At 71.9% G+C, this 24,270-nt stretch carries 21 protein-coding genes; 10 read left to right on the forward strand and 11 right to left on the reverse strand.

Annotation, left to right across the window (positions count from 1 at the left end; all coding sequences use genetic code 11):
* The 4 genes from GWI24_RS16280 to GWI24_RS16295 form a co-directional block, all read left to right on the forward strand.
* The coding region (locus GWI24_RS16280) for a tetratricopeptide repeat protein (RefSeq protein WP_210946676.1) at positions 1-2,021 on the forward strand (2,021 nt) is incomplete at its 5' end.
* A 310-nt stretch (positions 2,022-2,331) separates the two neighbouring features.
* A complete protein-coding gene (locus GWI24_RS16285; RefSeq protein ID WP_037952588.1) occupies positions 2,332-2,973 on the forward strand; it encodes a DUF4142 domain-containing protein in 642 nt (213 codons plus the stop codon).
* 20 nt (positions 2,974-2,993) lie between these two features.
* Positions 2,994-4,505, forward strand: a complete 1,512-nt coding sequence (locus tag GWI24_RS16290) for a DUF1996 domain-containing protein (protein ID WP_210946677.1) — start codon at positions 2,994-2,996, stop codon at positions 4,503-4,505.
* Positions 4,505-5,440 (forward strand): RNA polymerase sigma factor, encoded by a 936-nt coding sequence (locus GWI24_RS16295; protein ID WP_210946678.1) that lies wholly within the window; start codon positions 4,505-4,507, stop codon positions 5,438-5,440. Before GWI24_RS16290 ends, GWI24_RS16295 begins: the two co-directional genes overlap by 1 nt.
* Positions 5,441-5,548: 108 nt before the next feature.
* Here the strand turns inward: GWI24_RS16295 and GWI24_RS16300 are convergent, their stop codons facing one another.
* Complete coding sequence (locus GWI24_RS16300) at positions 5,549-6,721, reverse strand: PucR family transcriptional regulator (protein ID WP_210946679.1); 1,173 nt, start codon at positions 6,719-6,721, stop codon at positions 5,549-5,551.
* Between the two features lie 517 nt (positions 6,722-7,238).
* On the opposite strand from GWI24_RS16300, the gene GWI24_RS16305 reads away from it, so the two are divergent.
* The 4 genes from GWI24_RS16305 to GWI24_RS16320 all read left to right on the forward strand — a co-directional run bounded on the left by GWI24_RS16305 (position 7,239) and on the right by GWI24_RS16320 (position 11,288).
* The gene (locus GWI24_RS16305; protein WP_308343672.1) at positions 7,239-7,964 is read left to right on the forward strand and encodes a hypothetical protein; all 726 of its coding nucleotides are present in this window, start codon (positions 7,239-7,241) and stop codon (positions 7,962-7,964) included.
* Complete coding sequence (locus GWI24_RS16310; protein WP_210946681.1) at positions 7,961-9,475, forward strand: NADH-quinone oxidoreductase subunit NuoF family protein; 1,515 nt, start codon at positions 7,961-7,963, stop codon at positions 9,473-9,475. Before GWI24_RS16305 ends, GWI24_RS16310 begins: the two co-directional genes overlap by 4 nt.
* 200 nt (positions 9,476-9,675) lie before the next feature.
* On the forward strand, positions 9,676-10,656 hold the full coding sequence (locus GWI24_RS16315) for an SCO0930 family lipoprotein (protein WP_210946682.1): 981 nt from the start codon (positions 9,676-9,678) through the stop codon (positions 10,654-10,656).
* Between the two features lie 92 nt (positions 10,657-10,748).
* Positions 10,749-11,288: a hypothetical protein gene (locus GWI24_RS16320; RefSeq protein WP_210946683.1), complete on the forward strand. Its 540-nt coding sequence runs from the start codon at positions 10,749-10,751 to the stop codon at positions 11,286-11,288.
* Between the two features lie 43 nt (positions 11,289-11,331).
* On the opposite strand, the gene GWI24_RS16325 is transcribed toward GWI24_RS16320, so the two are convergent.
* Both GWI24_RS16325 and GWI24_RS16330 read right to left on the reverse strand, forming a co-directional pair.
* Positions 11,332-12,009: an HAD family phosphatase gene (locus tag GWI24_RS16325; protein ID WP_210946684.1), complete on the reverse strand. Its 678-nt coding sequence runs from the start codon at positions 12,007-12,009 to the stop codon at positions 11,332-11,334.
* Positions 12,010-12,282: 273 nt separating this feature from the next.
* Entirely contained in the window at positions 12,283-13,218 is a 936-nt protein-coding gene (locus GWI24_RS16330; protein ID WP_210946685.1) for a ScbA/BarX family gamma-butyrolactone biosynthesis protein, read from the reverse strand.
* A 102-nt stretch (positions 13,219-13,320) separates the two neighbouring features.
* Between GWI24_RS16330 and GWI24_RS16335 the strand changes: the two genes are divergently transcribed.
* Positions 13,321-13,962, forward strand: coding sequence for a ScbR family autoregulator-binding transcription factor (locus GWI24_RS16335; RefSeq protein WP_210946686.1), 642 nt, complete (start codon positions 13,321-13,323; stop codon positions 13,960-13,962).
* On the opposite strand, the gene GWI24_RS16340 is transcribed toward GWI24_RS16335, so the two are convergent.
* The 8 genes from GWI24_RS16340 to GWI24_RS16375 form a co-directional block, all read right to left on the reverse strand.
* Entirely contained in the window at positions 13,954-14,637 is a 684-nt protein-coding gene (locus GWI24_RS16340) for an SDR family NAD(P)-dependent oxidoreductase (protein WP_210946687.1), read from the reverse strand. The genes GWI24_RS16335 and GWI24_RS16340 overlap by 9 nt on opposite strands.
* Positions 14,630-15,838, reverse strand: a complete 1,209-nt coding sequence (locus tag GWI24_RS16345) for an exo-alpha-sialidase (protein ID WP_210946688.1) — start codon at positions 15,836-15,838, stop codon at positions 14,630-14,632. The genes GWI24_RS16340 and GWI24_RS16345 overlap by 8 nt, the downstream gene beginning before the upstream one ends.
* Positions 15,839-16,240: 402 nt before the next feature.
* Positions 16,241-17,260, reverse strand: a complete 1,020-nt coding sequence (locus tag GWI24_RS16350) for an aldo/keto reductase (RefSeq protein ID WP_210946689.1) — start codon at positions 17,258-17,260, stop codon at positions 16,241-16,243.
* Positions 17,257-18,165 (reverse strand): ABC transporter ATP-binding protein, encoded by a 909-nt coding sequence (locus tag GWI24_RS16355; RefSeq protein WP_308343673.1) that lies wholly within the window; start codon positions 18,163-18,165, stop codon positions 17,257-17,259. The genes GWI24_RS16350 and GWI24_RS16355 overlap by 4 nt, the downstream gene beginning before the upstream one ends.
* The gene (locus tag GWI24_RS16360; protein ID WP_210946690.1) at positions 18,162-19,022 is read right to left on the reverse strand and encodes an ABC transporter ATP-binding protein; all 861 of its coding nucleotides are present in this window, start codon (positions 19,020-19,022) and stop codon (positions 18,162-18,164) included. Before GWI24_RS16360 ends, GWI24_RS16355 begins: the two co-directional genes overlap by 4 nt.
* A complete protein-coding gene (locus GWI24_RS16365; RefSeq protein ID WP_210946691.1) occupies positions 19,019-19,948 on the reverse strand; it encodes an ABC transporter permease in 930 nt (309 codons plus the stop codon). The genes GWI24_RS16360 and GWI24_RS16365 overlap by 4 nt, the downstream gene beginning before the upstream one ends.
* A 1-nt stretch (position 19,949) precedes the next feature.
* The gene (locus tag GWI24_RS16370) at positions 19,950-20,879 is read right to left on the reverse strand and encodes an ABC transporter permease (protein WP_210946692.1); all 930 of its coding nucleotides are present in this window, start codon (positions 20,877-20,879) and stop codon (positions 19,950-19,952) included.
* Positions 20,880-20,882: 3 nt separating this feature from the next.
* Positions 20,883-22,457, reverse strand: coding sequence for an ABC transporter substrate-binding protein (locus tag GWI24_RS16375; RefSeq protein ID WP_210946693.1), 1,575 nt, complete (start codon positions 22,455-22,457; stop codon positions 20,883-20,885).
* Between the two features lie 252 nt (positions 22,458-22,709).
* On the opposite strand from GWI24_RS16375, the gene GWI24_RS16380 reads away from it, so the two are divergent.
* On the forward strand, positions 22,710-24,270 hold a 1,561-nt coding region (locus tag GWI24_RS16380), incomplete at its 3' end, for a four-carbon acid sugar kinase family protein (protein ID WP_247616456.1).

Below are 24,270 nucleotides of genomic sequence, written 5' to 3' on the forward strand. Positions count from 1 at the left end.
CGTTCAGCGGACGCCACAGCGAACTCGCCGGTATTCACGCCCTGCTGCCCGAGGGCGCCGGGATCGCCTCACCGGCCCCGCTGGTGATCAGCGCGATCGACGGGATGGCCGGGATCGGCAAGACCGCGCTGGCCGTGCACTGGGCGCACCGGATCGCCCACCGCTTTCCGGACGGACAGCTCTACGCCAATCTGCGCGGCTTCGATCCGACCGGTTCGACGATGTCGCCGAACGAGGCGCTGCGCGGATTCCTCCACGCGCTGGGGATTCCGCCGAGCCGGGTGCCCACGGGTCTGGACGCCAAGACCGCGCTGTACCGCAGTCTGCTGGCGGGGCGGCGGATGCTGGTCCTGCTGGACAATGTGGTGGACTCCCAGCACGTGCGGCCGCTGCTGCCCGGCTCCCCCGGCTGTCTGACCATCGTCACCAGCCGCAATCAGCTGCACGGTCTGATAGCGAGCGAGGGGGCCCGTCCTCTTACTCTGGGGCCGCTGTCCCCGGCCGAGTCCCATGAGGCACTCGTCCGGCGGCTGGGCACGGACCGGGTCGCCGCGGAGCCGCAGGCGGTGGCGACCATCATCCGGCTGTGCGGGCGGCTGCCGCTCGCGCTGGCGGTGGTGGCCGCCCGTGCCGCGACCCGTCCCTCCTTTCCCCTTTCTTCTGTCGCCGCGGAGTTGCGCGAGAGCCAGGGCAACCTCGACGCGTTCGCGGGCGCCGATCCGAGCACCGACGCGCGGAGTGTCTTCTCCTGGTCCTACCGGGCGCTGGAGCCGGAGGCCGCCCGGCTGTTCCGGCTGCTCGCCCTGCATCCCGGGCCCGAGGTCTCCACCGCGGCGGCCGCGAGCCTGGCCGGGCTGCCGCTCCGGGTCACCCGGGCCCTGCTGGCCGCGCTCACCCGCGCCCATCTACTGATGGAGCACGACCCGGGCCGCTACACCTTCCACGATCTGCTGCGGGCCTACGCCATGGAGCTGGTCCAGGACCATGAGGCGGAGGAGATCCGCCAGGACGCCCGGCACCGGATGTTCGACCACTATCTGCACACCGCGCGCACCGCCGCCACGCGGCTCGCCCCGCACCGGACCGAACCGCTGCCCATGTCCCCGGCCCGGCCCGACGCGGCGCCCGAGCACCTCGGCGGCCAGGAGCGCGCCGAGGCATGGCTCTCGGCCGAGCGCCGCGTACTGCTGTCGGTCGTCGAGCACGCACGGGATCACGGCTTCCCGACCCACGCCTGGCAGTTGGCCGTGACGCTGGAGCTCTTCCTGGACCGGCGCGGCCACTGGCAGGAGCAGACCGCCATCCAGCGCACCGCGCTGGGGGCGGCCCGGGCCCTGTCCGATCGGCTCGGCCAGGCGCACAGCCACCGCACCCTGGGCTTCGCCGAGGGACGGCTGGGCCGGTACGAGGAGGCGTACGGCCAGCTGGAGCGGGCGCTGGAGCTGTTCACGGAGCTCGGCGAGCGGGGCGGGCAGGCCCGCACCCTGCGCGCCCTGGCCTTCCTGGCCAACTGTCAGGGCCGCTACCAGGAGGCGCTGGACCACTACCGGCCCGCGCTCGGCCACTATGTCGCCCTGGACCACATCAGCGGACAGGCCAGCGTGCTCAACGAGATCGGCTGGACCCATATCCTGCTCGGTGAGTACGAACACGCCCTGGCCCGCTGCCGGAAGGCCGTCGAACTGCACCGGCTGATCGGCGACGCGGCCGGCGAGGCCGCCGCGCTGGACAGCCTGGGGTTCGCGTACCACCACCTCGGACGGTATGAGCAGGCCCTCATCTCCTACGGCCGGGCGCTCGCCATCTACCGCGAGATCAGCGACCGGTATCTGGAGGCCGACACCCTGCACCACCAGGGGGACACCCGGTTGGCCCAGGGCGATGTGGCCACCGCCCTCACCGACTGGCGGCGGGCCCTGGAAATTCTCCAGGAGCTGAACCACCCCGATGCCCGGGTCCTCGACGGCAAACTGGGGCAGTACCGGCAGTCGCCGCATCCGGCCTCGGCTCTGAGCGGATGACGGGGCCTGGTGGGCGTGGTCTTCCGTGCTGTCGCATCCACGGCGGGGCGCCTCCGGGTCGTCGGGACGGTGCGCGGCCGGGCCGCTCGGGCGCGGCCGTGCACCGGGTTCTCCCTGCCGTACGTACAGGCCCGGTGAGTTGCTCAACCGGTTGGGAAAAATCTTTGTGAGCACCCTCCGGAGGGCGGCCGCGCAGGGTACCAGCAGGTAATGATCTCTGTCCCGGCTTTATTCACTAGTGATGAGGTCTCCACGACCGAGCCACACGAGGTACTAGCGTCCGGTGTCACTCCGAACCAAGGAGGGCGCTGTGCCATCAGCAAACCTCACCAGATCCATCGCCTCCAGCCGTACCATCGGCACCGGGCTCATCATCGGGGCGCTCGCCGTCACCCTGGCGGCGATCCTCATTCCGGTGTCGTTGTTCGGTGAGAGCAGCGTGGCCCAGCCGCGCAATGGCGTCACGGACGACGGCGGTGGGACGGTCAGCACCCAGTACGGGCCGCTCACGGCCACTGACCGGGACTTTGTCCGCAAAGTCAGGCTCGCCGGAACGTGGGAGCTCCCCGCCGGACGTCTCGCCCAGGAGCGTGACAGCCGGGACGCAGTGAAGACCGCCGGTGAGCATCTCATCGAGGGACACACCGAACTCAACCGCCGGGCCGAGGAGGTCGGCCGGGCCCTCGGAATCCAGCTGCCCAGTCAGCCCAACGCACAGCAGCAGGGCTGGCTGAATGAGATGACCAACGCCGGCAGCAGCGCCGAGTTCGAGCGGGTGTTCGCAAACCGGTTGCGCGCCGCTCATGGCAAGGTGTTCAACCTTGTGGCGCAGGTGCGAGCCGAGAGCCGCAACTCCATGGTCAGATCTCTGGCCACCAGGGCCAATGCCATCGTTCTCGACCACATCACGGTCCTCGAGGACACCGGGCTTGTCGACTTCGACGCCCTCTAACGACTAAGTGAAGTGATCTCATGAGGCAACAGACCCACAAACGCGGGCGGTTCACGAACAAGACCGTCGCCATCGTCGCCGCGCTGGCGCTCGGCGGCGGCGGGGCCGCGATCATCGCCGCCAACGCGTCCGCCCACGGCGACAAGAGCGGCTCCGAACAGAACAACACCGTGGCCGCGAAGGCGGGGACGATCCAGTGCCCCGATGTGGGGCAGCAGCTGAGTGACGTGCCGTCGAAGGCCAGGCCCGAGGTCGACAAGAACCTGGCCGAGCTGGACAACCAGGTGGCCAAGGCGTACCAGCAGATGAACCAGCAGCAGGGTTCGAACGACGCCGTGCTCTCCAAGCTCAACGACGACCGCTCCCAGACGCTGAACAACATCGGCTCGGCCATGGGCGGCGACAACTCCCAGCTGCAGGGCATGGCCGACTGCAAGTGGCAGGAGGTCGCCAACCAGGCCGGCCAGGGCCAGGACGGTCAGCAGCAGGGTGGTGACCAGCAGGGCGACCAGCAGCAGGGCGGCGACCAGCAAGGCGGCGACCAGCAGGGCGGCGACCAGCAAGGCGGCGACCAGCAGGGCGGCGACCAGCAGGGCGGCGAGGGCGCCAACGAGGTGCCCGGCAACGCCGGCGGCCAGGCGGGCAACGGCCCCTCGCAGGACGACTTCGTCGACATCACCAAGGTGCAGCCGAACGTCCAGCAGCCGCCGGAGGCCCAGGAGAACGGCTCCACCGGCACCTTCTCCTCGGAGTGCGGAGTCGGCGACCCCGAGCTGCGCAACAGTGACAACGTCATCGTCGCGCCCGGTGTCGGCAACGGCGCCCACCACACCCACGACTACGTCGGCAACGACAAGAACGACGCCTTCGCCAACAACCAGACCTTCGAGCAGGGCGGCACCTCCTGCGAGAACCAGGACGACAAGTCGACCTACTACTGGCCCGTGGTCCGCGCCCAGGACGGCAAGGACGAGGCGGACGCCAACGAGCTCGGCGGCGGCCAGGAGGGCAACGTCGGCACGATCCTGACCCCCAAGAGCTCCAAGATCGAGTTCAAGGGCAACGCGCAGAGCAAGGTCACGGCCATGCCGAAGTTCCTGCGCATCATCACCGGTGACGCCAAGGCGTTCACCAACGGCGACAAGAACGCCAACGCCTCCTGGAGCTGCACCGGCTTCGAGGACCGGCAGCTGACCGACAAGTACCCGCTCTGCCCCGAGGGCAGCTCGGTCACCCGGACCTTCGACTTCCAGAGCTGCTGGGACGGCCAGAACATCGACAGCGCCAACCACCGTGACCACGTGGCCTTCGCCAACGAGGACGGCTCCTGCCCCAACGGCTTCAAGGCCATCCCCCAGCTGGTGAACACCATCACCTACGACGTGCCGGCCAACACCCCGTTCGCCGTGGACGGCTTCCCCGAGCAGTTGCACAAGCCCATCACGGACCATGACGACTTCATCAACGTGATGTCGGAGGACCTGATGAACGAGGCGGTGGACTGCATCAACAGCGGCAAGCAGTGCGGCTGATGGAACACACTCACCAGGCGCGCGTCGGCCGGAAGGCCGGCGCGCGCCGCGCTGTCACCGGGCACTTACACCAGGCCGCGGACGACGACGCGGCCACCGACCCTCCGGCGGCGGAGCATCCGGACACCGAGGGGTTCCCGGGACCGGAACATACCGACCGACCGGTCCGTCCCCCCTCGGACCAGGAGCTCACCCGGCAGTTGGTGGAGGGCTACCGGTCGGGCAGCAGCAGTCCGGCCGCGGCCGACCTGCTCTACCGCCGCCACCACCCGGCGACCCTTCGCTACGCCCGGACCTGCTGCCGTGACCCCCATGACGCCGAGGACCTGGCCTCCGAGGCGTTCTTCCGCACCTTCCAGGCCGTTCGCGCCGGGGGCGGTCCGCGGGGGCCCTGGCGGCCGTATCTGCTCACCGTGGTGCGCCATACGGCGATGGAGTGGAGCGCCGGGGAGCGCCGGGTGCTGCTCACCGCCGACTTCGAGTCCTGGCGGCAGCACGCGTCCACGGCCGACCCCCAGCAGCATCTGGTGGCCCGGGAGGACCGCCGGTTGCTCATCCGCAGCTTCCGGGGGCTCCCCGAGCGCTGGCAGACCGTGCTGTGGCTGACCCTCGTCGAGGAGGAGCCCCCGCACCGGGTGGCCATGGTCCTGGGCATCTCCCCCAGCGGGGTGACCTCGCTGGCCTTCCGGGCCCGGGAAGGGCTGCGGGAGTCGTATCTGCGGGCCCATCTGGAGTCGGCGCGCGACGACCGGTGCCGGCACTACAGCGGCCGGCTCGGCGCCTCGGTGCGCCGCGGCGGGGTGCACGGCCGGGCGCTCGCGCGCCATCTCGCCGAATGCGCCTTCTGCTCCCACGCGTACAGCGAACTCCTCGGCCTGAACGCCGCGATGCGCACGGCCCCGCGTACGGCGGCGCCCGCCGGGGCGAGGGGCTGAACCACCTCGCTCCGGCGATCCCGGCGGGCTCCCGGTGCCCCCGGGGGCACCGAAAACCGCCGACCGCGTGAGCGGCCGGCGGTTCGCCCTCTGCCGGCGGAGTCCTGGTCAGAGTCCGTTGACGCGCGCCTCCCTGGCGATGCCCAGCGGCCGGACGCCGGGGGGCGCGCCGGTACGGGTCCGGCGGCTCACCCGGGACGCGTGGCGCCGTATCCGATCCATCTGCGCCATCAGCCTGCGGCCGCGCAGCGCCATCTCCAGCTCGAAGCGTATTCGGGGGTCCCGGAGGCCGGGCCCGAAGAGCTTCTCGATCTGGCGCAGCCGGTATCGCACGGTCTGCGGATGCACCTTGAGGGCCTTGGCCGCCTCGGGCGCGCCACCGCCCTCCAGCCAGGCCAGCAGCGTCATCTGCAGGCGCTCGCTCTGCCGGGGGGTCAGCCCGACCAGCGGCTTGAGCCACCGGGCGGCCAGCGCCCGGACCAGCGACTCGTCCTGCAGGAGCAGCAGCATCGACAGATGGTCGTCGACGAAGAGCACCCGGGCCTCGGGGCCGGAGCGGGCGGGCGTCAGGGTCAGCAGGCGCCGGGCCCAACGCACCGAGGAGGCCGCGTCGTTGAGCGGCACCACATGGCCCACGGCCGCGGTACGGCCGCGCAGCGCGGTCTCCAGCGCCGCCCGGGTGCCGGGCTCGGCCGGGGTGGGTTCCCGCTCCGGCTCCTTCTCGCCCTCCTGGGCGGCGGCGGTGCCGGGGTCCGCGGTGGGTCCGGGGTCCGCGTCCGGGTCGGGGATCAGCAGGCACAGCTCGTCGCCGACCGCGCCGATGAGGGTGTCTCCCAGCACGGCGGCCAGCTGCGGGGCCTCGCCCGGGGTGGGCAGGGCGATGGCCTGCACCGTCTCGGGAAGCGGCCAGCGGGCGGCCCGGGAGAGCTCCACCAGGGTGCGCTCGGAGACCGCCACCTCGCCGATGAGGGCCTCGAACAGATCGCGCCGGGCCCGCTCGGGCGGCACCTCGGCCAGCGCCTCCTCACCGGAGGCGGCGGCCTGCTCGCCCGCGCCGTCCTCACCCGCCTTGCGGTGGCCGAGTGCGGTCAGGAGAGCCTGCTCGACTCCCCATCGGACCTTGTCTCGCTCAGAGTCCTCCAGGAGTTCGGCGAATCCCGGAATTCTGTGCCGAAGGTTCTCAACCACCTCGTCGGCCAGGGACGGGAGTTCATTGCGCAGCACGCGGGTCCACTCGCCACGGGGGCGGGACCAGATGCGGTTCACGAGTTCGCCCATCATTACCTCGTTCTTGCCGGGGGGAGACCTGGCCGTTGGGGGGTCGGTCAGGTCCGTGGAGGTTGCCTCCGTCACCGGTTCGTCCAGTACCGGTCAGGGAGTCGAGGGTCCTCCGCTACGTCATAGAGGACCCCGCCCCCTCCCGGTCCCGGCACTTTGCCGGTTCTTTGCCATTGAGACGACAGTGGATCAGCCGGGGACGGTGTGGGCACGGTTCGTCCACTAGAAGTTGTCACGTTACGACAAATCTTATGGAGATCAGGTGTACTTCCGAGAAGCTGCTGCCCCCAAGACGACTTTGACGTATCTCGTCACCCGCGCGAATCCGCGCGATCGGGAGGCTCCAATGTCCATGTCCCAAACGCCGCTCCCCTCCTCGCAGGGGCGTCACGGGGGACGCCGAGCTCGTGGCGGACGACGAGCCGCTCGCCGGACCCAGCAGCGTGATCCGTCCGGGCTGGGATGGCCACGCCATATCCGGATCTATGCCATCGTCGGCTCCATCGCACTGTCGTTGTACGTGACATGGAGTGCCGGCGCGTTCTCGAAGATGTTCGTGTTCCTCGACTTCGGCGCGGGTGTGCTCGCGCTGGTCTGTCTCACCTCGGCGGTGCTGTGGGGGCTCGCCGCGACCGATCAGATGATCCTGAACACCAAACAGCGACTGCTGGCCCAGGCTATCCACCGGGCGGCCGCGGTAGCCGGACTGCTCTTCCTGGCCGTTCACATCTGGGTCAAGGTCACGGAGAGCCACACCAACACCGCGGCCATCGCGATACCGTTCGCTGACGCAAATCAGCCGGTGCTGATCGGGCTCGGCACCATCGCCGGCTATCTGTTCGTGATCGCCGCGGTGACCGGTGCGGCCCGCAGCTCGTTCGCCTCCAGGGGCAACTCCCGCTGGCGCTACCGCTGGTGGCGGGCGCTGCATGTGGGCGCCTACCCCGCGTGGTGTGCCGCGCTGATCCACGGTCTGAAGGCGGGACGCGCCGCCAAGACCTGGGCGACCTACGGCTACATCGCGGCGCTCGCCGGTGTGGCCATCGCGCTGTGGCTGCGGCTGGTCCAGCGGCGGCGCCAGGACATCGACCGGGCGGACGGCATCGAGGTCAGGAACCCTCCGGCCCGCAGCATGCAGGAGGGCCGGACCCGGCGGTCCGATCCCACCGTGCCGCGCCCCCGTTCGGCCGAGTCCGGACGGCGTGACAGTCAGCCGCTCGGCGCCTCTCGCGGGTGGGACCGGTGATCACGACGAAACCCAGGCTGGCCTGTGTCGATCCGCCCCGGCTGCTGGCCGGGCTCGACGAGGTGTACCGGCTCGACCGCGTCGGCCATCTGACCGTCCATGGCACCATGCCCGCCCTTCGGGCGGACGAACTCGTGGCGCTCGCGGAGAACATCGATCTGCGCGGGCGCGGCGGCGCCGGATTCCCCTTCGCCAAGAAGGTCCAGGCGGTCGTGGAGTCGGCCGGCCGGCGCGAGGGCCGCTGCACCGTGGTGGTCAACGGCAGCGAGGGCGAGCCCAGTTGCCTCAAGGACACCGCACTGCTGCTGCACACCCCGCATCTGGTGATCGACGGCGCCGTGCTGGCCGCCGAGGCGCTCGGCGCCGAGGAAGTGGCCATCGCGGTGCACCGCCAGGATGTCGAGGAGTCCGTGGCCGCCGCGATCGCCGAGCGCGGCCCCAGTGGCGTCCCGGTGGGGGTGAGCCGCACCCCGGACCGGTTCGTGGCCGGCGAGGGCGGAGCGGTCATCAACGGCATCAGCGGCGCCCCGGCCATTCCCAACGGCCGGAAGATCCGGACCAGCGACAGCGGGCTCAGCGGGCTGCCCACCCTGCTGTCCAACACCGAGACCTTCGCCCAGCTCGCGGTGGCCGCGCGGATGGGCGCCCTGCCGTACCGCTCGGTGGGGCTGCCCACCGAGCCGGGCACCACGCTGCTGACGGTCGGTGGCAAGTACGTGATGGAGACGCCCACCGGGGTGCCGCTGACCTACGTCCTGGAGCTGTGCGGTCTCACCCCCGGTCAGGCGGTGCTGGTGGGCGGCTACCACGGCAAGTGGCTGGACCCCAAGAGCATCAACGCCGCCACCATCTCCCGGGAGTCCATGAAGAAGTACGGCGCCCGGCTGGGCGCCGGTGCGGTGCTGCCCATCCCCGAGAACACCTGCCCGCTCGGCGAGACCGCGCGGATCGCGCGCTGGCTGGCCGCCGAGACGGCCGGTCAGTGCGGGCCCTGCTTCATCGGGCTGCCCGCGCTCGCGGACGCCATCGGCCAGGTGGAGCGCGGCGGTGGCCAGTCCTCGATCGACAATGTGCGCGCCTACGTCAACTCGGTGAAGAAGCGCGGGGCCTGCAGCCATCCCGATGGCACCGCCGGTTTCGTGACCACCGCGCTGGACGCGTTCCCCGAGGAGTTCGAGGCGCATGCGCTCGGCGCCGGCTGCGGACGGCCCACGATGGGGGTGCTGCCGCTGCCGGAGGACGCGCTGCCGCTCGCCCTGCCGCCCGCCCCGCTGAACCCCGCGGCACGTGACGAGCGCCGCCAGCGGGGGCCGATGGAGAAGCTCCTGGTGGACTGGTCGCTGTGCCAGGGCCATGGGCTGTGCGCGGACATCCTGCCGCCCGAGGTGCTGACGCTCGGGATCGACGGCTATCCGGCCTCGGCCAACATGGAAGTGCCCCGGCATCTGCGGGCGCAGGCGGTCCGGGCGGTCCGCCGCTGCCCCGCCCTGGCGCTGCGCATCGAGGAGTAGCGAGGGGACGATCAGCCGCACCACCGACACCGCGACGGCCGTGAGAAACGGCCGTCGACTGCTGTGCGCTCAGCGATCCGGCGAATTTTGCGTCCGGTGACAAATTCGCAAGCCGCTGAACGCCGGTCCGCACGGGCTCCGTATGGACATGACGTCGGCGCAATCACCGCCGGACCGATCGAGATTGCAGAGGAATGGTCATGGAGAAGCGGCGTCACATCGCATTCGCCGGGGTGTCGGTAGCGATGGTTCTGCTGACGGCGGCTTGCGGCAGCAGCAAGGACAACAGCGCGGGCAGCGCCAATGTGCAGCCGGCGGGTGGCAGCCAGACCGTGGGTGCGGGGGCCTCCGCGTCGGCGGGCGCGGGGGCCGCGGCCGGTGCCGGCAGTGGCTACGAGGCGGGCGGTGACACCGGTGCCGGCGCGGGCGGCGAGGCCGAGCGCACCGGTCCGGCGAAGCAGCTGGCGGTCAAGGAGGACGCCAAGCTGGGCAAGTTCGTCACCGACAGCAAGGGCTGGACGCTCTACCGGTTCGACGAGGACACCCCCAAGCCGGCCAAGTCCAACTGCAACGACGACTGCGCCACCAAGTGGCCCGCGGTGCCCGCGGACGACGCCGCGGCCACCACCGGTATCGAATCCAGCAAGCTGGGCTCGGTCACCCGCGCCGACGGCACCAAGCAGCTGACGCTGGCGGGCTGGCCGGTCTACCGCTTCGCGGGCGACAACAAGCCCGGTGACACCAAGGGCCAGGGCGTGGGCGGCACCTGGAACGCGCTGGCGCCCGACGGCAAGCCGGCCGGCAAGACCGCGGCCGCGGACGCCAGCCTCCAGCTGATGGTCAACAACAACGCCCAGCTGGGCAAGATCATCGTGGACGGCAAGGGCATGACCGTCTACCGGTTCAACAAGGACAGCGCCTGGCCGATGAAGACCGGCTGCCTCGGCGCCTGCCTGGACACCTGGAAGCCCGTCAAGGCCGTGGACACCACCAAGGTCGCCGGGCTCGACGCGGCGAAGGTCACCTCCTTCAAGCGCCCCGACGGCACCAAGCAGGCGGCGTTCGACTGCTGGCTGCTGTACACCTTCACCGGGGACAAGAAGCCCGGTGACATCAACGGCCAGGGCGTGAAGGGCACCTGGTTCGCGGTCACCGACAAGGGCAAGAAGGCGGGCCAGTAAGGGAGACAACCACTACTTCTGGTCCACCGCGGCGGGTGGCCCGAGGCATCAGAGCCCGGGCCGCCCCGCCGGAGTTTCTACGGGAGGTTGTTGTGTCACTCGCTCTCCGTGCCACCGCGGTCGGCGCGGCCCTGCTGTTTCTGGCCGGCTGCGGTGGAGGCGATCGGACACATGGCGCCGGCCACGAGCAGAAGAAGGTGTCCCCCGCCACCAAGGAGTTCGCCAAGCCCGGGAAGCCCGCGCCGCTGACGAAGATCGCCGACGCCATCGGGTGCGAGGCCACGATCATCACCGAGGCGGAGGAGCTGCGTCAGGGCTCCTGCGGGTCCGGTCAGAAGCGGTTCACGATGGTCACCTTCGCCACCGACAAGGGCCAGCACGACTGGCTGACCACGTCGAAGGACTACGGGGGCATGTACCTGGTCGGCAAGCGCTGGTCGGTCACCGGCCTGTCCATGGGCTCACTGGAGCCCCTGCGCGAGAAGATCGGCGGATCCCTCGAGAAGGGGATGTCCATGTCCCACGGCGGGTCCCATGGCGGGGCCAAGACGGGGGACGGCATGGACGGGATGGACGGCATGGAGGGCATGGACGGCTCGGCGGGCGCCGCGGGTCACGACGGTAAGAAGTGACCCGCGGCGCCCGCCGACCAGGCGGTGAGCGTGGCTCAGCCTCTCAGGCCGCCCGGGAGTCCGCCCACTTGACCAGGTCCGGGTCGGCGAGGGTGGAGACCCACACATCGACCGGCGGGGGCTCGTCCACCGGCTTGCGCGGGCCCACACCGAGTACCCTCAGCCCGGCGCGCGAGGCGGACAGAAACCCGCAGTGGGAGTCCTCCACCGCGAGGGCGTCCTCGGGAGCCGCCCCGCACAGCCGGGCGGCCTCCAGATAGACGTCGGGATACGGTTTGGGCCGTACGTCCCCCTCGGGGACCAGCACATGGCCGAAGTACCGCAGCAGCCCGGCCTTGGCGAGCCCGTCCTCGACGACGTCCCGCGGGCAGTTGCTGGCCACGGCCAGCGGTGCGAAGGTGGCCGCCTTCGCGACCAGTTGGGGCGCCCCCGGCATGGTGACCGGGTCGTCGGCCACCAGTCGGCGGAAGGCGTCCAGGAGTTGTTCGGTCATTTCGTCGGCGAGTTCGGGTCGACCGGCGAATTCGGCCAGCATGCGGCCGCATTCGGTGTAGTGGAGCCCCTTCGTGCGCCGTGCGAACTCCTCGTCGGGGGCGGTTCCATGGCTTCTGAGGACCACTTCGCGCGCCTCCTCCCAGTGTCGTTCGGAATCCATCAGGGTGCCGTCACAGTCGAAGACGATGGCGGCTGGGGTCCATCCGAGAAACTTTTCGGCTGTCATCTGTCTGCCGTTCCATGGGAGGTGGAGGAATCGGCGCAGGGGATGCCTGTACCTGCGGGGGCCGCGCGGTGGAAATGGTCCTGGCGGCTCGTGAGGGCGCTGTGCGCCGACCGCTGTTGTCGTACAGGCCGTGGGATTCGCCTGCCCGAAACATAACGATCACTACGTTAGTTTGATGACCCGCAGTAAGCAAGAGGCTACTGAGTGTCGGCGTTTTGTTCGTCGTTCAGCCTGTTCGTCGTCATATTGTTCGTCGCACGGAGTGTTCGTCGCTCAGGGGTACTGGAGCACGCCGACCGCCGTGCAGATACCGGCCTGGCGCAGCCGGAAGACACACGTCCGGCCGTGGGAGGTGCACTCGACCACGGCCGGCGGATACGACTCGGTGAAGCGGATCGCCTTCATCCGGCAGGCGACGGGCCGGGTCAGCGCCCCGCCGGTGGCCAGCGCCGCCGCCTGCCGGGCGCCCTCCAGCAGCACCAGGCCCGGCATATGGTCGCTCCAGTGGTCGAAGAAGAACGGATGGCGGGGGTCGGCGGGGTCGAGGTAGACCACTCCCCCGTCCCGCACCACCAGGACGTCCCGGGCCGCCGGAACGGCCAGTTGCGCGGGTGAGGGCCGTACGGCGGCACGCAACCTACGGCGCGCGGTGTGCCCGTGGACGGCGGCCCGGGTCTCCGCGTAGGTCGTGCCGTCGAGGAAGCGCGCGGTACCCCCGGCCCATGCGAAGAGCTTGCCGCCCGCCGACAGGACGACATCCAGCCGCATCCCGGTGACGAAGCGTCCGCAGGGGCTGGTGCGGATGTCGGTGACGGCGGCCCGGCAGGTGATGTCGGAGGCCCCGTACGGCGCCCGGGGCTCGGTCTCGGGGTCCAGCCGGTAGGAGATGTCCCGGATCAGGAAGTGCGCCCCCGCGGGCACCGCGTAGTACCGCGTGGGGATGTAGATCCCCAGCTCGCGCAGGGTTTCCGCGATCATCAGCGGATGATGGCGGCCGTCTCCGCCGTGCGGGAAGGTGGGGTGGGACCTCGGCCACTGGGCCGCGGCCTCGAACCGGTTGTCACCGTGCGTACGCACATCGGTGAGCAGCACCTCGGCCACCGAGACCCGGTGCACCGCCTCCCGCGCCACCGTGCGGGACCAGCTGAGCGGCCGCCCGGCGGGACCGGACGGCTCCGAAAGGCCATGAGCCTCACGAACGATCACCATAAAATACTAATAATGTTTGACCTGTCTCGCCTCATCACCATCTCAGGCCGAAAGTCCGCTAAGTTCTCCCCGTCACATCCGACGGGGAAGGACGGCGAACACGTGCAAGAACGGGCCGAGCAAACACGCCGATCCCTTCTGGAGGCCGCAGCGTTCCTTTTCGACCAACGGGGATACGCGGGAACGAGCATCAGCGACATCACCTCCCGGTCCGGCCACACCAGCGGCGCCATCTATTTCCATTACACGAGCAAGGAAAGGCTCGCCCTCGCCGTGGTGGAGGAGCACTTCGCCACCTGGCCCCCGCTGATCGAGCGCTTCGCCGCCCTCGACACCCCGCCCCTGGAGCAACTCGTCCGGCTCAGCTTCGCGGTGGCCCGCGCCTTCCGCGATGACATCGTGGTGCGGGCCGGAGCCCGGCTGTGGGCCGAGCGCACCCTGATCGAGGCACCCATGCCACCGCCCTTCGTGGGGTGGATCGACGCGGTGGGGCAGATGATGGAGAAGGCGCGCGCCGAGGGCGATCTGGCCACGCATGTCGATCCGCTGCCCGCCGCCCGGACCGTCGTGTGCGCCTTCTTCGGGCTGCACACCGTCTCCGAGGCGCTCGACGGGCGGCGGCTGGTCGAGGACCGGCTGGCCGATCTGTGGACCCTGCTGCTGCCCTCGCTCCAGGCCCGGCCCGGGGACACATCGGGCCTGCTGGCGCTCGCCCGCGGCGACGCCGCGCCGCCGTCAGAGTGAGGCGCCCGCGCACATCACCAGCGTCTGGCCGGTGACCGCGCCGCCCTCCGGGCCCAGCAGGAACGACGTCAGCCCCGCCACCTCCTCCGGACGGACCAGCCGCCCCAGCGGTGGCATCACCGGCGGGGTGCGGCTACGGCCGGGGTCCCGCAGCATGGGGGTGTCCGTCGGCCCCGGCGCCACCACGTTCACCGTCACCGCCCTCGGCGCCAGCTCGGCCGCCCAGGACCGGGCCAGGGCGGGCAGCGCCGCCTTGGTGGCGGCGTACTGGCTCTTGCCGGGGACGCCCGTCATCGTCCGGCTGCCCACCAGCACTACCCGGCCGCCGTCCACGACCCGGTCCACCAGCGTGTCCACCAGGACGCCCGCCGCCTGCACATGGATCCGCCACATGAGGGATCCGTCCTCGGGGTCGAGCTCCCCCAGCCGCGCCGAGCGCTGAACGCCCGCCGCGTGCACGATCGCGTCCACCCCGGACACCGGGGCGAGCGCCTCGGGGAGGCCCTCCGGCCGGGACAGATCGCCCGGAATCCAGTGCAGCCGCGTAACCGTGTGCGCGGGGGCCGTACGGCTGATCCCGGTGATCCGCCACCCCTCGTCCAGCAGCCGGTCGGCGATCGCGGCGCCGATACCGGAGCTGACACCGGTGACCACGGCATGGCGGGGCTCAGCCATCGGCCGCCCAATCCGGTGCGACGCGGACGTACTTGATGGCCTGACGGTGGTAGGTGTACGCGATGTGCAGCGTGCCGTCGGAGCCCTGCCGGATGGTGGGGTAGGACAGCTCGCGGTTGAGCCGGTCGCGTGAGTTGTTGGTCAGACAGTGGCCGTCACCGGTGTCCAGATCGCGCCGTACGGGCCAGGTCAGGCCGCTGTCGGAGGACAGCGCGAGGGTCATCGGGGCGCGGGGCGCGCCCCAGAAGGCGCCGGGCGCGGAGCCCTCCGGCGTGGCGGCCAACGGGGCCGGGGGCCGACTGGTCCCGCCCTCATCGTCGATCTCGTCGTAGAGGGACACCCGGCGGGCCGTGGCGTCCGCGCGGCTGCTGTGGTTGTAGACCAGCGCGAGCCGCCCGTCGGCGAGCGGGACGTACTGCACGGAGGAGTTGTTGTTGGGCAGTTCGGTACGGACCGGCTCGCTCCAGGTCTCCCCGCCGTCGGTGCTGTGCGAGCGGTACACCGCGTCCGCCCAGCGGCTGCGGAAGAGGGCCAGCAGGGTGGTGTCCGGCAGTTGGTGCACATTCATGTGCACACAGCCGGTCGAACCCGGCACCGGCCGCTCGCGCCAGGTACGCCCCTGGTCGTCGCTGATCATCACCGCACTGGTGTCGCGGTCGCCGACCCATTTGACGCCCGGGGTAGCCACACAGTGGAACACCGGCAGCAGCCACCGCCCGGAGTCCAGAACGGCCACCGGCTGACGGATGAACACCCCGCCCGCCTCGGTGGCCGGGAACAGCGTACGCGGCGCGCCCCAGGTGGCGCCCGCGTCGGCGGACACCCGCAGCCGGACCTCGGCGGTGTCCTGGTCACCCGCCCGCTGGGCGGTGTACAGCAACCACAGCTCCCCGGCGGGGGCCGGGAACAGCAGCGGGTTCTGCTCCGAGCGGGTGTCATCGTCCGAGAGCCGGACCGGCTCCGTCCAGGTGTCGGCCCCCGGGGCGAGCCGGGAGAACCACACCGAGATGTCCGGCACGCCTTCCTGCGTACCCCCGAACCACACACACCCGAGGTCCCCTCCGGGCAACACGGTGAGGTTGGCGGCGTGATTCTGCACGGCAGGCGCGGGCAGGAACGCCTCCTGCAGCCCCGGGTCCCCCGGGCGCGCCCGAAGCCGCCCATCCGTCAGCGGTATCGCGGTGTCATCGTCGGCGGTCATGTTCGCCGGGCTCCTCATGGTCGTGGTGATACGGAGATGTCTACGGTCGCGCGGCACGGCTCGTCGCCACCCGGGAGCGGGCCCGGGGGCGCTCCGGGCCCCGGGGCGGGGCGCCCGCCCGGCGTCCGGACTCCAGGGACGGGGCCCCTGGCTCGGCAAGGGGCCGTCTCGCGGCGCGCGGCCCCGTGCCACCCGGAGCCCCGGGCGCCCGAGGGGCGCTTCGAGCCCCGGGAAGGGCCCTCCCGGCTCCCGCCGCGGCCGCGCCGCGCCGTGCGGCGCGGCCGCGGCGCGAGAGCCAGGCCCCCACGGGCCGTTCGGGGTCCAGGGGCGGAGCCCACCACGCGGCGGAGCCGCATATCGACAGGTGCCGGGAAGGGGCGGGGTGGGGAAGAACCCACGGACCTATCGGTTGTACGCGGGCATCGGCCCCCGCAGCCGCGCCCCCACCTCGTCGCACGCCGCCGCCACCTCCGCCGGAAGGGGCCCCGCCGCCGCGGCGGCCAGGTTGGCGCGGAGGTGCTCCACGCGAGAGCCACCGAGCAGCAGCGCGTCCACCCCGTCCCGCCCGAGCAGCCAGCGCAGCGAGAGGTCGACCAGCGGGATGCCCGCCTCCTCGGCGATCCCGGACAGGCTCCGTACGGCCTCGAAGAGCCCGGCGTCCCAGTAGCGCCGCCGGTACATCTCCGCCACCCGCGAGTCGCCGAAGCGCCCCGACTCCGGCTGCTGCTCAAACGCATGACGGCCCGTCAGCAGTCCACCGCCCAGCGGGTTGTAGACCATGGTGCGCAGCCCGCTGGTGGCCGCGTACTCCCGGTACTCCTCCTCGATCCGCCGCGCCAGCAGGTTGTAGAGCTGCTGGGCCACCACCGGGCGCGGCGCGCCGACCCGCTCGGCGGTGTGGGTGATCTCGGCGATCTGCCAGGCGGCGTAGTTGGAGACGCCGAGCGCGAGGATCTTGCCCTCGGTGACGAACTCGGCGACCGTGCCGAGGGTCTCCTCCAGCGGCGTGGAGCGGTCGGGCTGGTGCAGATAGAACAGGTCGACATGGTCGGTGCCCAGGCGGCGCAGGCTGCCCTCGAGGGCAGCGCGCATCCCGCGCGCGGACAGCGGTGAGTCGCCGCCGGCGTCGGGGTGCGGCATACCGGCCTTGGTGGCGAGCACGATCCGGTCGCGGCGGCCGGGCAGCAGCTCGGCCAGGATCGTCTCGGTGGCGCCGCCCGCGTAGGCGTTCGCGGTGTCCACCCCCGTCACCCCGGCGTCCAGCGCGATGTCCAGCATCGCGGCGGCGCCCGCGCGGTCCACCGTGTCACCGAAGGTCATGGTGCCGAGCACCAGCCGCGAGAGCGGCACCGGGATACCCGGCAGGGCGCCCCCGCCGGGGGACGCCTGGCTGGTGGTGTGGGTGTGCGCATGCGCGTTCACTGCGTCGCTCCTGGTTCCTGGTCGGCCGCGATGGGTTCCTGGTCTGCCGTGATGGGTTCCTGGCCGGCCGCGACAGATTCCTGGTCGGTCGCGATCGCGGACACGAGGGCGCGCGGTTTGCGTCCCCGCATGATCGTCGGGTCGAGCGCCGCCCGTCGCAGCGCCCGGGTGTAGGGGTCGGCGGGCGCGGAGAGCACCGTGCCGGTGGGTCCGGATTCGATGATCCTCCCGGCGCGCATCACCACCACCTCGGAGCTGATCTCGCGGACCACGCCGAGGTTGTGGGAGATGACGATGTAGGCGAGCCCCTGTTCGGCCTGGAGCTCCCGCAGCAGCTGGAGCACCTGGGCCTGTACGGAGACGTCCAGCGCGGAGGTGGCCTCGTCGCACACCAGCAGCTCGGGGCCGCTGGCCAGGGCGCGGGCGATGCCGATCCGCTGCCGCTGGCCGCCGGAGAACTCGGCCGGGCGGCGCTGGAGCGCACCGGCGGGCAGCCCGACCTGGTCGATGAGGGCGGCGGCGCGACGGGCGCGTTCGGCCCTGGAGCGCATGCCGTTCAGCCGCAGCGGCTCGGCCACGATCTCCTCGGCCGTCAGATGCGGGTCCAGGGAGCCGTACGGATCCTGGAAGACCATCTGCACCCGCTTGCGCAGCGGACGCAGCCGCCGCTCGGGCAGGTCCGCGATATCGGTTCCGTCGAGCAGGATCCGGCCCCGGGTGGGGCGCAGCAGCCGGACGATGGAGCGGGCGATGGTGGACTTGCCGCAGCCGGACTCGCCGACGACGCCGAGCGCTCCGCCGGGCGGGACGGCGAAGCTGACGCCGTCCACCGCGCGGAAGACACCGCCGGCGACCGGGTATTCGACCACCAGGTCCTCGACGGCCAGCAGGGGGGTGGGGGTCACAGCGCCTCCTCGGTGACGGCGGCCGCGGGAGTCTCGTCCCAGGGGCCGAGGGTGGGCACGGCGGCGAGCAGATCGCGGGTGTACCGCTCGCGGGGGTGGTCCACGATCCGTTCCACCGGTCCCGACTCCACGAAACGGCCGTCGCGCATGACGTGGATGCGGTCGGAGACCAGCCGGGCCACCCCCAGATCGTGGGTGATCATCAGTATGCCGATGCCGGTGCGCTCCTGGAGCTCCATCAGCAGGTCGAGGACGCCCGCCTGGACGGTGACGTCGAGCGCCGAGGTCGGCTCGTCGGCCACCAGCAGCCGGGGCTCGGCGGCCAGGGCGATGGCGATGAGGACGCGCTGGAGCATGCCGCCGGAGAACTGGTGGGGGTAGGCGCCCCAGCGGGTCTCGGGGCGGGGGATCCGTACCCGGCCGAGCAGTTCGACGCCCTTGGCGCGGGCGTCGGCGCGGGACATCCCCGGGTGGCGCAGCCGGAGTGCCTCGCCCAGCTGACGGCCGATGGTGTGCACCGGGCTGAGCGCGGTCATCGGGTCCTGGGGGATCAGGGACACCCCGCGGCCGCGGATCCGCCCGGCGGCGGTGGCGTCGGCGATGACATCGGCGCCGAAGATCCGGGCGGTTCCGGAGAGGACGGCGAGCCCTTCGGGCAGCAGCCGCAGCAGCCCCATCGCGGTGGTGGACTTGCCGGAGCCGGACTCGCCGATGATGGTCACCGTCTCGCCGGGGCCGATGGTGAAGCCGACCCCGTCGACCGCGCGCACCACACCGCGGTCGGTGATCAACTCGATCTGCAGGTCCTCGACCTCCAGCAGCGGGGCGCTCGCCGGGGCGCTCGTCGTGTCGCTCATCGGGAGCCCTCCGTCGTACGCCGTCGGGTGCGGTCGCGCAGTCCGTCGCCCAGCAGGTTGACCCCGACCACCAGCAGCACGATGACGAGGCCGGGCAGGGTCACCAGCCACCAGGAGGTGGTGATGTAGTCCTGGCCGTCGGAGATGATCCGGCCCCAGGTGGCGAACGGCCGCTGGGGGCCCGCGCCGAGGTAGCTGAGGGCGCTCTCCAGCAGCACCGCCTGGGCGAGCAGCAGCAGGACCACGAGCGAGGCCTGGCGGACGATGTTGGGGATGACATGGCGGGCCAGGATGGCGATCCGGGGCAGCCCCAGCACCTGGGCCGCGGCCACATACGGCTTCTCCCGCTCGACCAGCACCAGCGACCGGGTCAGCCGGGCCACCTCGGGCCACTGGGCGATGGCGATGACGCAGGTGATGACGGTGACGGAGGGGCCGAAGAGGGCCACGACGAGCAGCAGCATCATCAGCAACGGCAGCGACATCTGGGCCTCCAGCAGCCGGGAGACGACGGCGTCCACCCAGCGGCCGTAGTACCCGGCGGCCGCGCCCGCGACGATGCCGATGAGGCCGGAGACGACGACGGCGAGCACCCCGACCGTCAGGGACACCTGGCCGCCGTGCAGCACCCGGGAGAGCACATCGCGGCCGAGCTGGTCGGTGCCGAAGAGGTGGCCGTCGGTCAGCGGGGCGAGCCGGCGCCGGGAGAGGTCCTGGTCGCCCGCGCCGGGCAGGGGCAGCACCTGGGCGAGGGCCACGGGCACCACGACCAGCAGGGTGCACACCGCGCCCGTCCACAGCTTGAGGCTCGCGCTGCGGCGGCGCCGGGTGGCGGTGGCGCGGGCCAGATCCCTGGCGGTGACCGCGCTGGCGCGGGTCCCGGGCCCGGCCTTCGCGGGGGCCGGGGGTTCGAGGGCGCCTTGCATCTCAGGCCGCCTTTCCGAGGCGTACCCGCGGGTCGAGCAGCGGGTACGCCAGGTCGATGAGGAGTTGGACGAGGACCGCCAGCGCGGCGGTGACCAGCACGGTCGCCTGGATCAGCGGATAGTCGCGGGTCTCCAGGGCGCGGACGACCAGCGAGCCGACCCCGGGCCAGCCGAACACCACCTCGACCACCACGACACCGTTGAGCATCGCGGCGAACCGGGTGCCGAGCGCGGTGAGCACCGGGATGGCGGAGTTGCCCATGGCGTAGCGCCAGGTCAGTACGCGGGTCGAGACCCCGCGGGAACGGGCGACGGTGACGTACGGCGAGGCGAGCGCGGCCACCATCTCCCGGCGGACCAGCCGGGAGATCAGCGCCATCTGGAGGATCGCCACGGTGACGGTGGGCAGCACCAGTCCGCCCCAGGTGGTGAAGCCGGATGCGGGCAGCACCGGGACGGCCACGGCGAAGAGGGTCAGCAGCATCACGCCGATCCAGAAGTCCGGCATGGACTGCCCGGCGATGGTCAGCACATTGGCGCCCAGCTCCCGCTTGGTGTCGGCGCGACGCGCCATCCACACGCCGAGCGGCACGGCCACCACCGTGGTCAGGGCGATCGCGGAGAGGGAGAGGGTGATGGTGTACGGCACCCGGTCCAGCACCACGTCCAGGGCGGGCGCGTGGAAGGAGTAGCTGGTGCCGAGGTCGCCGGTGAACAGATCGCGCAGGAAGAGCCCGTACTGGGTGAACAGTCCGCGGTCGAGGCCGAACTGCTCCCGGATCCGGGCGAGGTCCGCGCTGGAGGGGTTGGGCCCGGCCAGGGCGGCCGCGGGGTCGCCGGGGGCCATGCGGACCAGGACGAAGACGGTGGAGAGGGTCAGGAAGACGGTCAGGACGCTCTGGCCCAGGCGGCGTATCAGATAGCGCGTCACGGCTCAGCCCTCCAGACGCACGGCGGCGAGGTCGTAGGAGTTGAGCTGGAGCAGGCCCACATCGCGCACCCGGGTGCGGCGGGCCAGCACCACATCGGGGACGAAGGCCCACAGGCAGGGGCGGGTGTCCCAGATCTGCCTCTGGACGGCGGCGAGCCTCTCGTTCCGCGTCTTCTCGTCGGTTTCGGCGGAGGCGTCGGCCAGCCGGGTGGCGATCCGGGGGAAGACATAGCCCTGGTAGGTGTCCCGGGTCTGCTCCTTCTCCGGCGTCCCGCCGTACATGCCCTGGAGGCTGGTGGAGGCGTGGCCGGTGGGGACGGAGAAGCCGTTGCCGAGCACGTCCCAGTCGCCGCGGCGGCCCTGCCGCCACTGCTGGATGTCGCCGCCCGGTTCGAACTGCTGGAGACTGGCGCGGACGCCGACCCCGCGCAGCATCTCCAGCACGGCCTCCATCACCGAGGTGTCCGCGGGGAACTCGCCGGACTCCCAGATGATCTTCACCTTGAGATCGCTCGCGCCCAGCGCGGCCAGGCGCTTGCGGGCCTCGCCGGGGTCGTGGACGTAACGCCCGGTGCGTACGGCCCCCTTGAGGGCGAGCGGGACGACGCCCTCGGCCTGCTGGGCCGAGCCGGTGAGCACATCGCGCACCAGGGCCTCGCCGTCGATGGCGTAGCTGAGCGCCTCGCGCACCCGGGCGTCGGCCAGCGGATGTCCGCGTGGCTTGCGGAAGTTGAAGAACAGCTGGTTGACACGGGTGCCCGAGGTGCGGTCCAGGCGCACCCCCGGCAGGCCCTTGAGCTGCTCGGCGGAGTCGGGGGTGATGGTGTCGATGACATCCAGCTCACCGCTGCGCACGGCGACGACACGGCTGGACTCCTCGGGCACGAAGCGCACCCGGACCCGGTCCACGGTGGGGCGGCGGCCCCAGTACCGGGGGTTGACGGCGAGGGTGTACTCGCCGGTGCCGGAGTTGGCCGAGGTGACCACGTACGGGCCGGAGCCCGCCCCGCCGGACAGCTCCTCGGGCCGGTTCCCGGCGGCCGGGCTGATCAGGATGTTGGCCATCAGCTGGTCGAGGATGGGCACCGGGCGCTTGGTGTGCAGCCGGAAGGTGCGCTCGTCGACCGGCTCGACGGTGGGCATCTCGGGGAAGAGGCCGACGATGAACGAGCCGTTGACACCCGCGTACATCTTCAGCGCGGTCGAGACGTCCTTGACGGTGACCGGAGTTCCGTCGGAGTAGCGGACCCCCTCGCGCAGCCGCACCGTCCAGGCGGTGGGCTCGGTCATCTCGAAGCGGTCGGCGAGCACGAGTTCGGGGCGGAGCCCCGTGCCGATCCGGGTCAGCGCCTGGCGCACCGCGCGCTGCACCGTGACCGCCGCGTCGAACTGGTTGAGCTTGTTGTCCAGGCTGACCAGCGAGCGGTTCAGCCCGAGACTGATGGCGCCGGGCCCGGGGGCGCCGGTGGGCCCCGCGCACCCGGTGAGCGGGGCGAGGGCGATACCTGCTGAGGCGCCTGCTCCGAGGCGCAGCACGGACCGGCGGCTGAGGGCCGGAGCGTAGGGGGTACGGGTCATCGTTGACCTCTCGGCGTTCCTGAGGCGAGCGACGTTCTGGGCGAGCGACCGGCTCGCTCGACCCGTGCGGCGCCCGGATGACGGCCGTACGGGTCGAAGTGTCGCGGCGGTCACCGTGACATGGCTGCGCGCTTTACGCAATACTTCTCGCGCACTTCGCGCAACGTATGCCATCATCAAGGCCACGGAGACGATGTCCACGGTGTTGGGCCGCTCCGCCTGTCATGGTCATTCGAGGAGGTACCGGTGGACATGACACCCAGCCGGAGACTGCTGGCCATCGCGGATGACCTGTCGGGCGCCGCGGAGGTGGCGGCCGCGGTTTGCTCGCGCACAACACGCAGTCGGGTGCTGCTCTTCGGAGGGCCGGGCGCTGCCGGCACGGTAACGGCCCTTCGTCCCCGCCATGTCGGCGAGGCGACCGTCCTGGACCTGGACTCCCGGTACCGCCCGGCCGCGGAGGCGGCGGAGGCGGTCCGCGAGGCGCTGCGGATGTCCTGGCCGGACGCGGACGGCCAGGGTGCCTCGGACGCGCTGGACACCCTGGACACCTTCGTCCTGAAGAAGATCGACTCGCTGCTGCGGGGCAATGTCGCCGCCGAGATCGCCGCCCTGGCGGAGGACGGTGCGGGCGTGGTGCTCGCGCCCGCGCTGCCGATCGCCGGGCGCGTGGTGCGCTCGGGGGTGGTCCACATCGGCGGAGTGCCACTCCACGAGGGCGACGCATGGCGCGCCGAGGCCGTCCCCCCGCCCGCCTCGGTGGCCCAGGCGCTGGGCGGCCTGCCGACCGTCCTGGTCCCGCTCACGACCGTACGGTCCTCCCGCCCCACCCTGCTCACGGCCCTGCGCGCGGCCGCGACGGCGGGACGGGTGGCCATCTGCGACGCGGAGACGGACGCGGATCTCGACGCGATCGTCGAGGCATCGCTGGCCGACGGCCCCGGGATGCGACTGGTCGGCTCGGGCGGCCTGGCCCTGGCCGTGGGCCGCCACCTGGCGACGGCTTTTCCGGCCGCTCCGGCCGCTCCGGCCGCTCCGGGCCCGTGGCGCCCGGCCGCGAAGGACATTCGCAGCCCGGCCGCCGCGGGCCTGGCTGCCCCTGACGCCACAGGCTCGGTTGCCACCGCCGTCGGGGGCCCGACTGTCTCGGACACCTTGGGCCGGGCCTCCCCCGACACCGCCAGGGCTCCGGCCCTCGCCACACCGGCGGCGGCCGCGGCGACGGCCGGAACAGCCGCGCCCTCGGCGGACACCGCAGCCGACCCCGACGCGGCCACGGCCTCGGCGCACACCGGGCGGCCGGTGCTGGTCGTCGTGGGTACGGCCGAGCCGGCCGCCGTTGAACAGGTCCGGCGGCTGATCGAGGACGGGGCCGGCCATCAACGGCTTCCGATTGCAGGGCTGTTGGCCGACGGGCCCCCGGTGCGGCTGCCCGCGCTGACCGCCGCCGTCACCGTCGTCTCCCTCGGCGCCTCGCCCAGGTCTCCGGGCCGGACACCTTCGTACGAGGCGGTGCCCCTCCCCTCCCCCCGGCCGGCGCCACCCTCCGCCGGCGAAGCCGAGCCCGCGTCCGGGCGGCGGCTGGTACTCGGGCTCGCCCGGGCCGTCCGTGCGGCCGTCGCCGCGCACCACGGGGCCGTCGACCTCGTGCTGACCGGCGGGGAGACGGCGCGCCGGGTGCTGGACGCCCTGGCGGTGACCGAGCTCGACCCGGTCGGCCAGGTGCACCACGGCGCCGTCCATCTCCGCGCCCCCGACGGGCGATCCATCGTGACCCGACCAGGCAGCTTCGGCGACCCCGACTCCCTGCGCC

The sequence above is a fragment of the Streptomyces sp. MK37H genome (assembly GCF_018035285.1).
In the GTDB taxonomy this organism is placed as follows: Bacteria; Actinomycetota; Actinomycetes; order Streptomycetales; family Streptomycetaceae; genus Streptomyces; species Streptomyces endocoffeicus.

Bases quoted from the DNA above. Each gene is read 5' to 3' on its own strand.
- GWI24_RS16290 (WP_210946677.1), top strand. From the start codon at position 2,994: ATGAGGCAACAGACCCACAAACGCGGGCGGTTCACGAACAAGACCGTC.
- GWI24_RS16295 (WP_210946678.1), top strand. From the start codon at position 4,505: ATGGAACACACTCACCAGGCGCGCGTCGGCCGGAAGGCCGGCGCGCGC.
- GWI24_RS16300 (WP_210946679.1), bottom strand. From the start codon at position 6,721: ATGATGGGCGAACTCGTGAACCGCATCTGGTCCCGCCCCCGTGGCGAG.
- GWI24_RS16315 (WP_210946682.1), top strand. From the start codon at position 9,676: ATGGAGAAGCGGCGTCACATCGCATTCGCCGGGGTGTCGGTAGCGATG.
- GWI24_RS16325 (WP_210946684.1), bottom strand. From the start codon at position 12,009: ATGACAGCCGAAAAGTTTCTCGGATGGACCCCAGCCGCCATCGTCTTC.
- GWI24_RS16330 (WP_210946685.1), bottom strand. From the start codon at position 13,218: ATGGTGATCGTTCGTGAGGCTCATGGCCTTTCGGAGCCGTCCGGTCCC.
- GWI24_RS16340 (WP_210946687.1), bottom strand. From the start codon at position 14,637: ATGGCTGAGCCCCGCCATGCCGTGGTCACCGGTGTCAGCTCCGGTATC.
- GWI24_RS16345 (WP_210946688.1), bottom strand. From the start codon at position 15,838: ATGACCGCCGACGATGACACCGCGATACCGCTGACGGATGGGCGGCTT.
- GWI24_RS16360 (WP_210946690.1), bottom strand. From the start codon at position 19,022: ATGAGCGACACGACGAGCGCCCCGGCGAGCGCCCCGCTGCTGGAGGTC.
- GWI24_RS16365 (WP_210946691.1), bottom strand. From the start codon at position 19,948: ATGCAAGGCGCCCTCGAACCCCCGGCCCCCGCGAAGGCCGGGCCCGGG.
- GWI24_RS16375 (WP_210946693.1), bottom strand. From the start codon at position 22,457: ATGACCCGTACCCCCTACGCTCCGGCCCTCAGCCGCCGGTCCGTGCTG.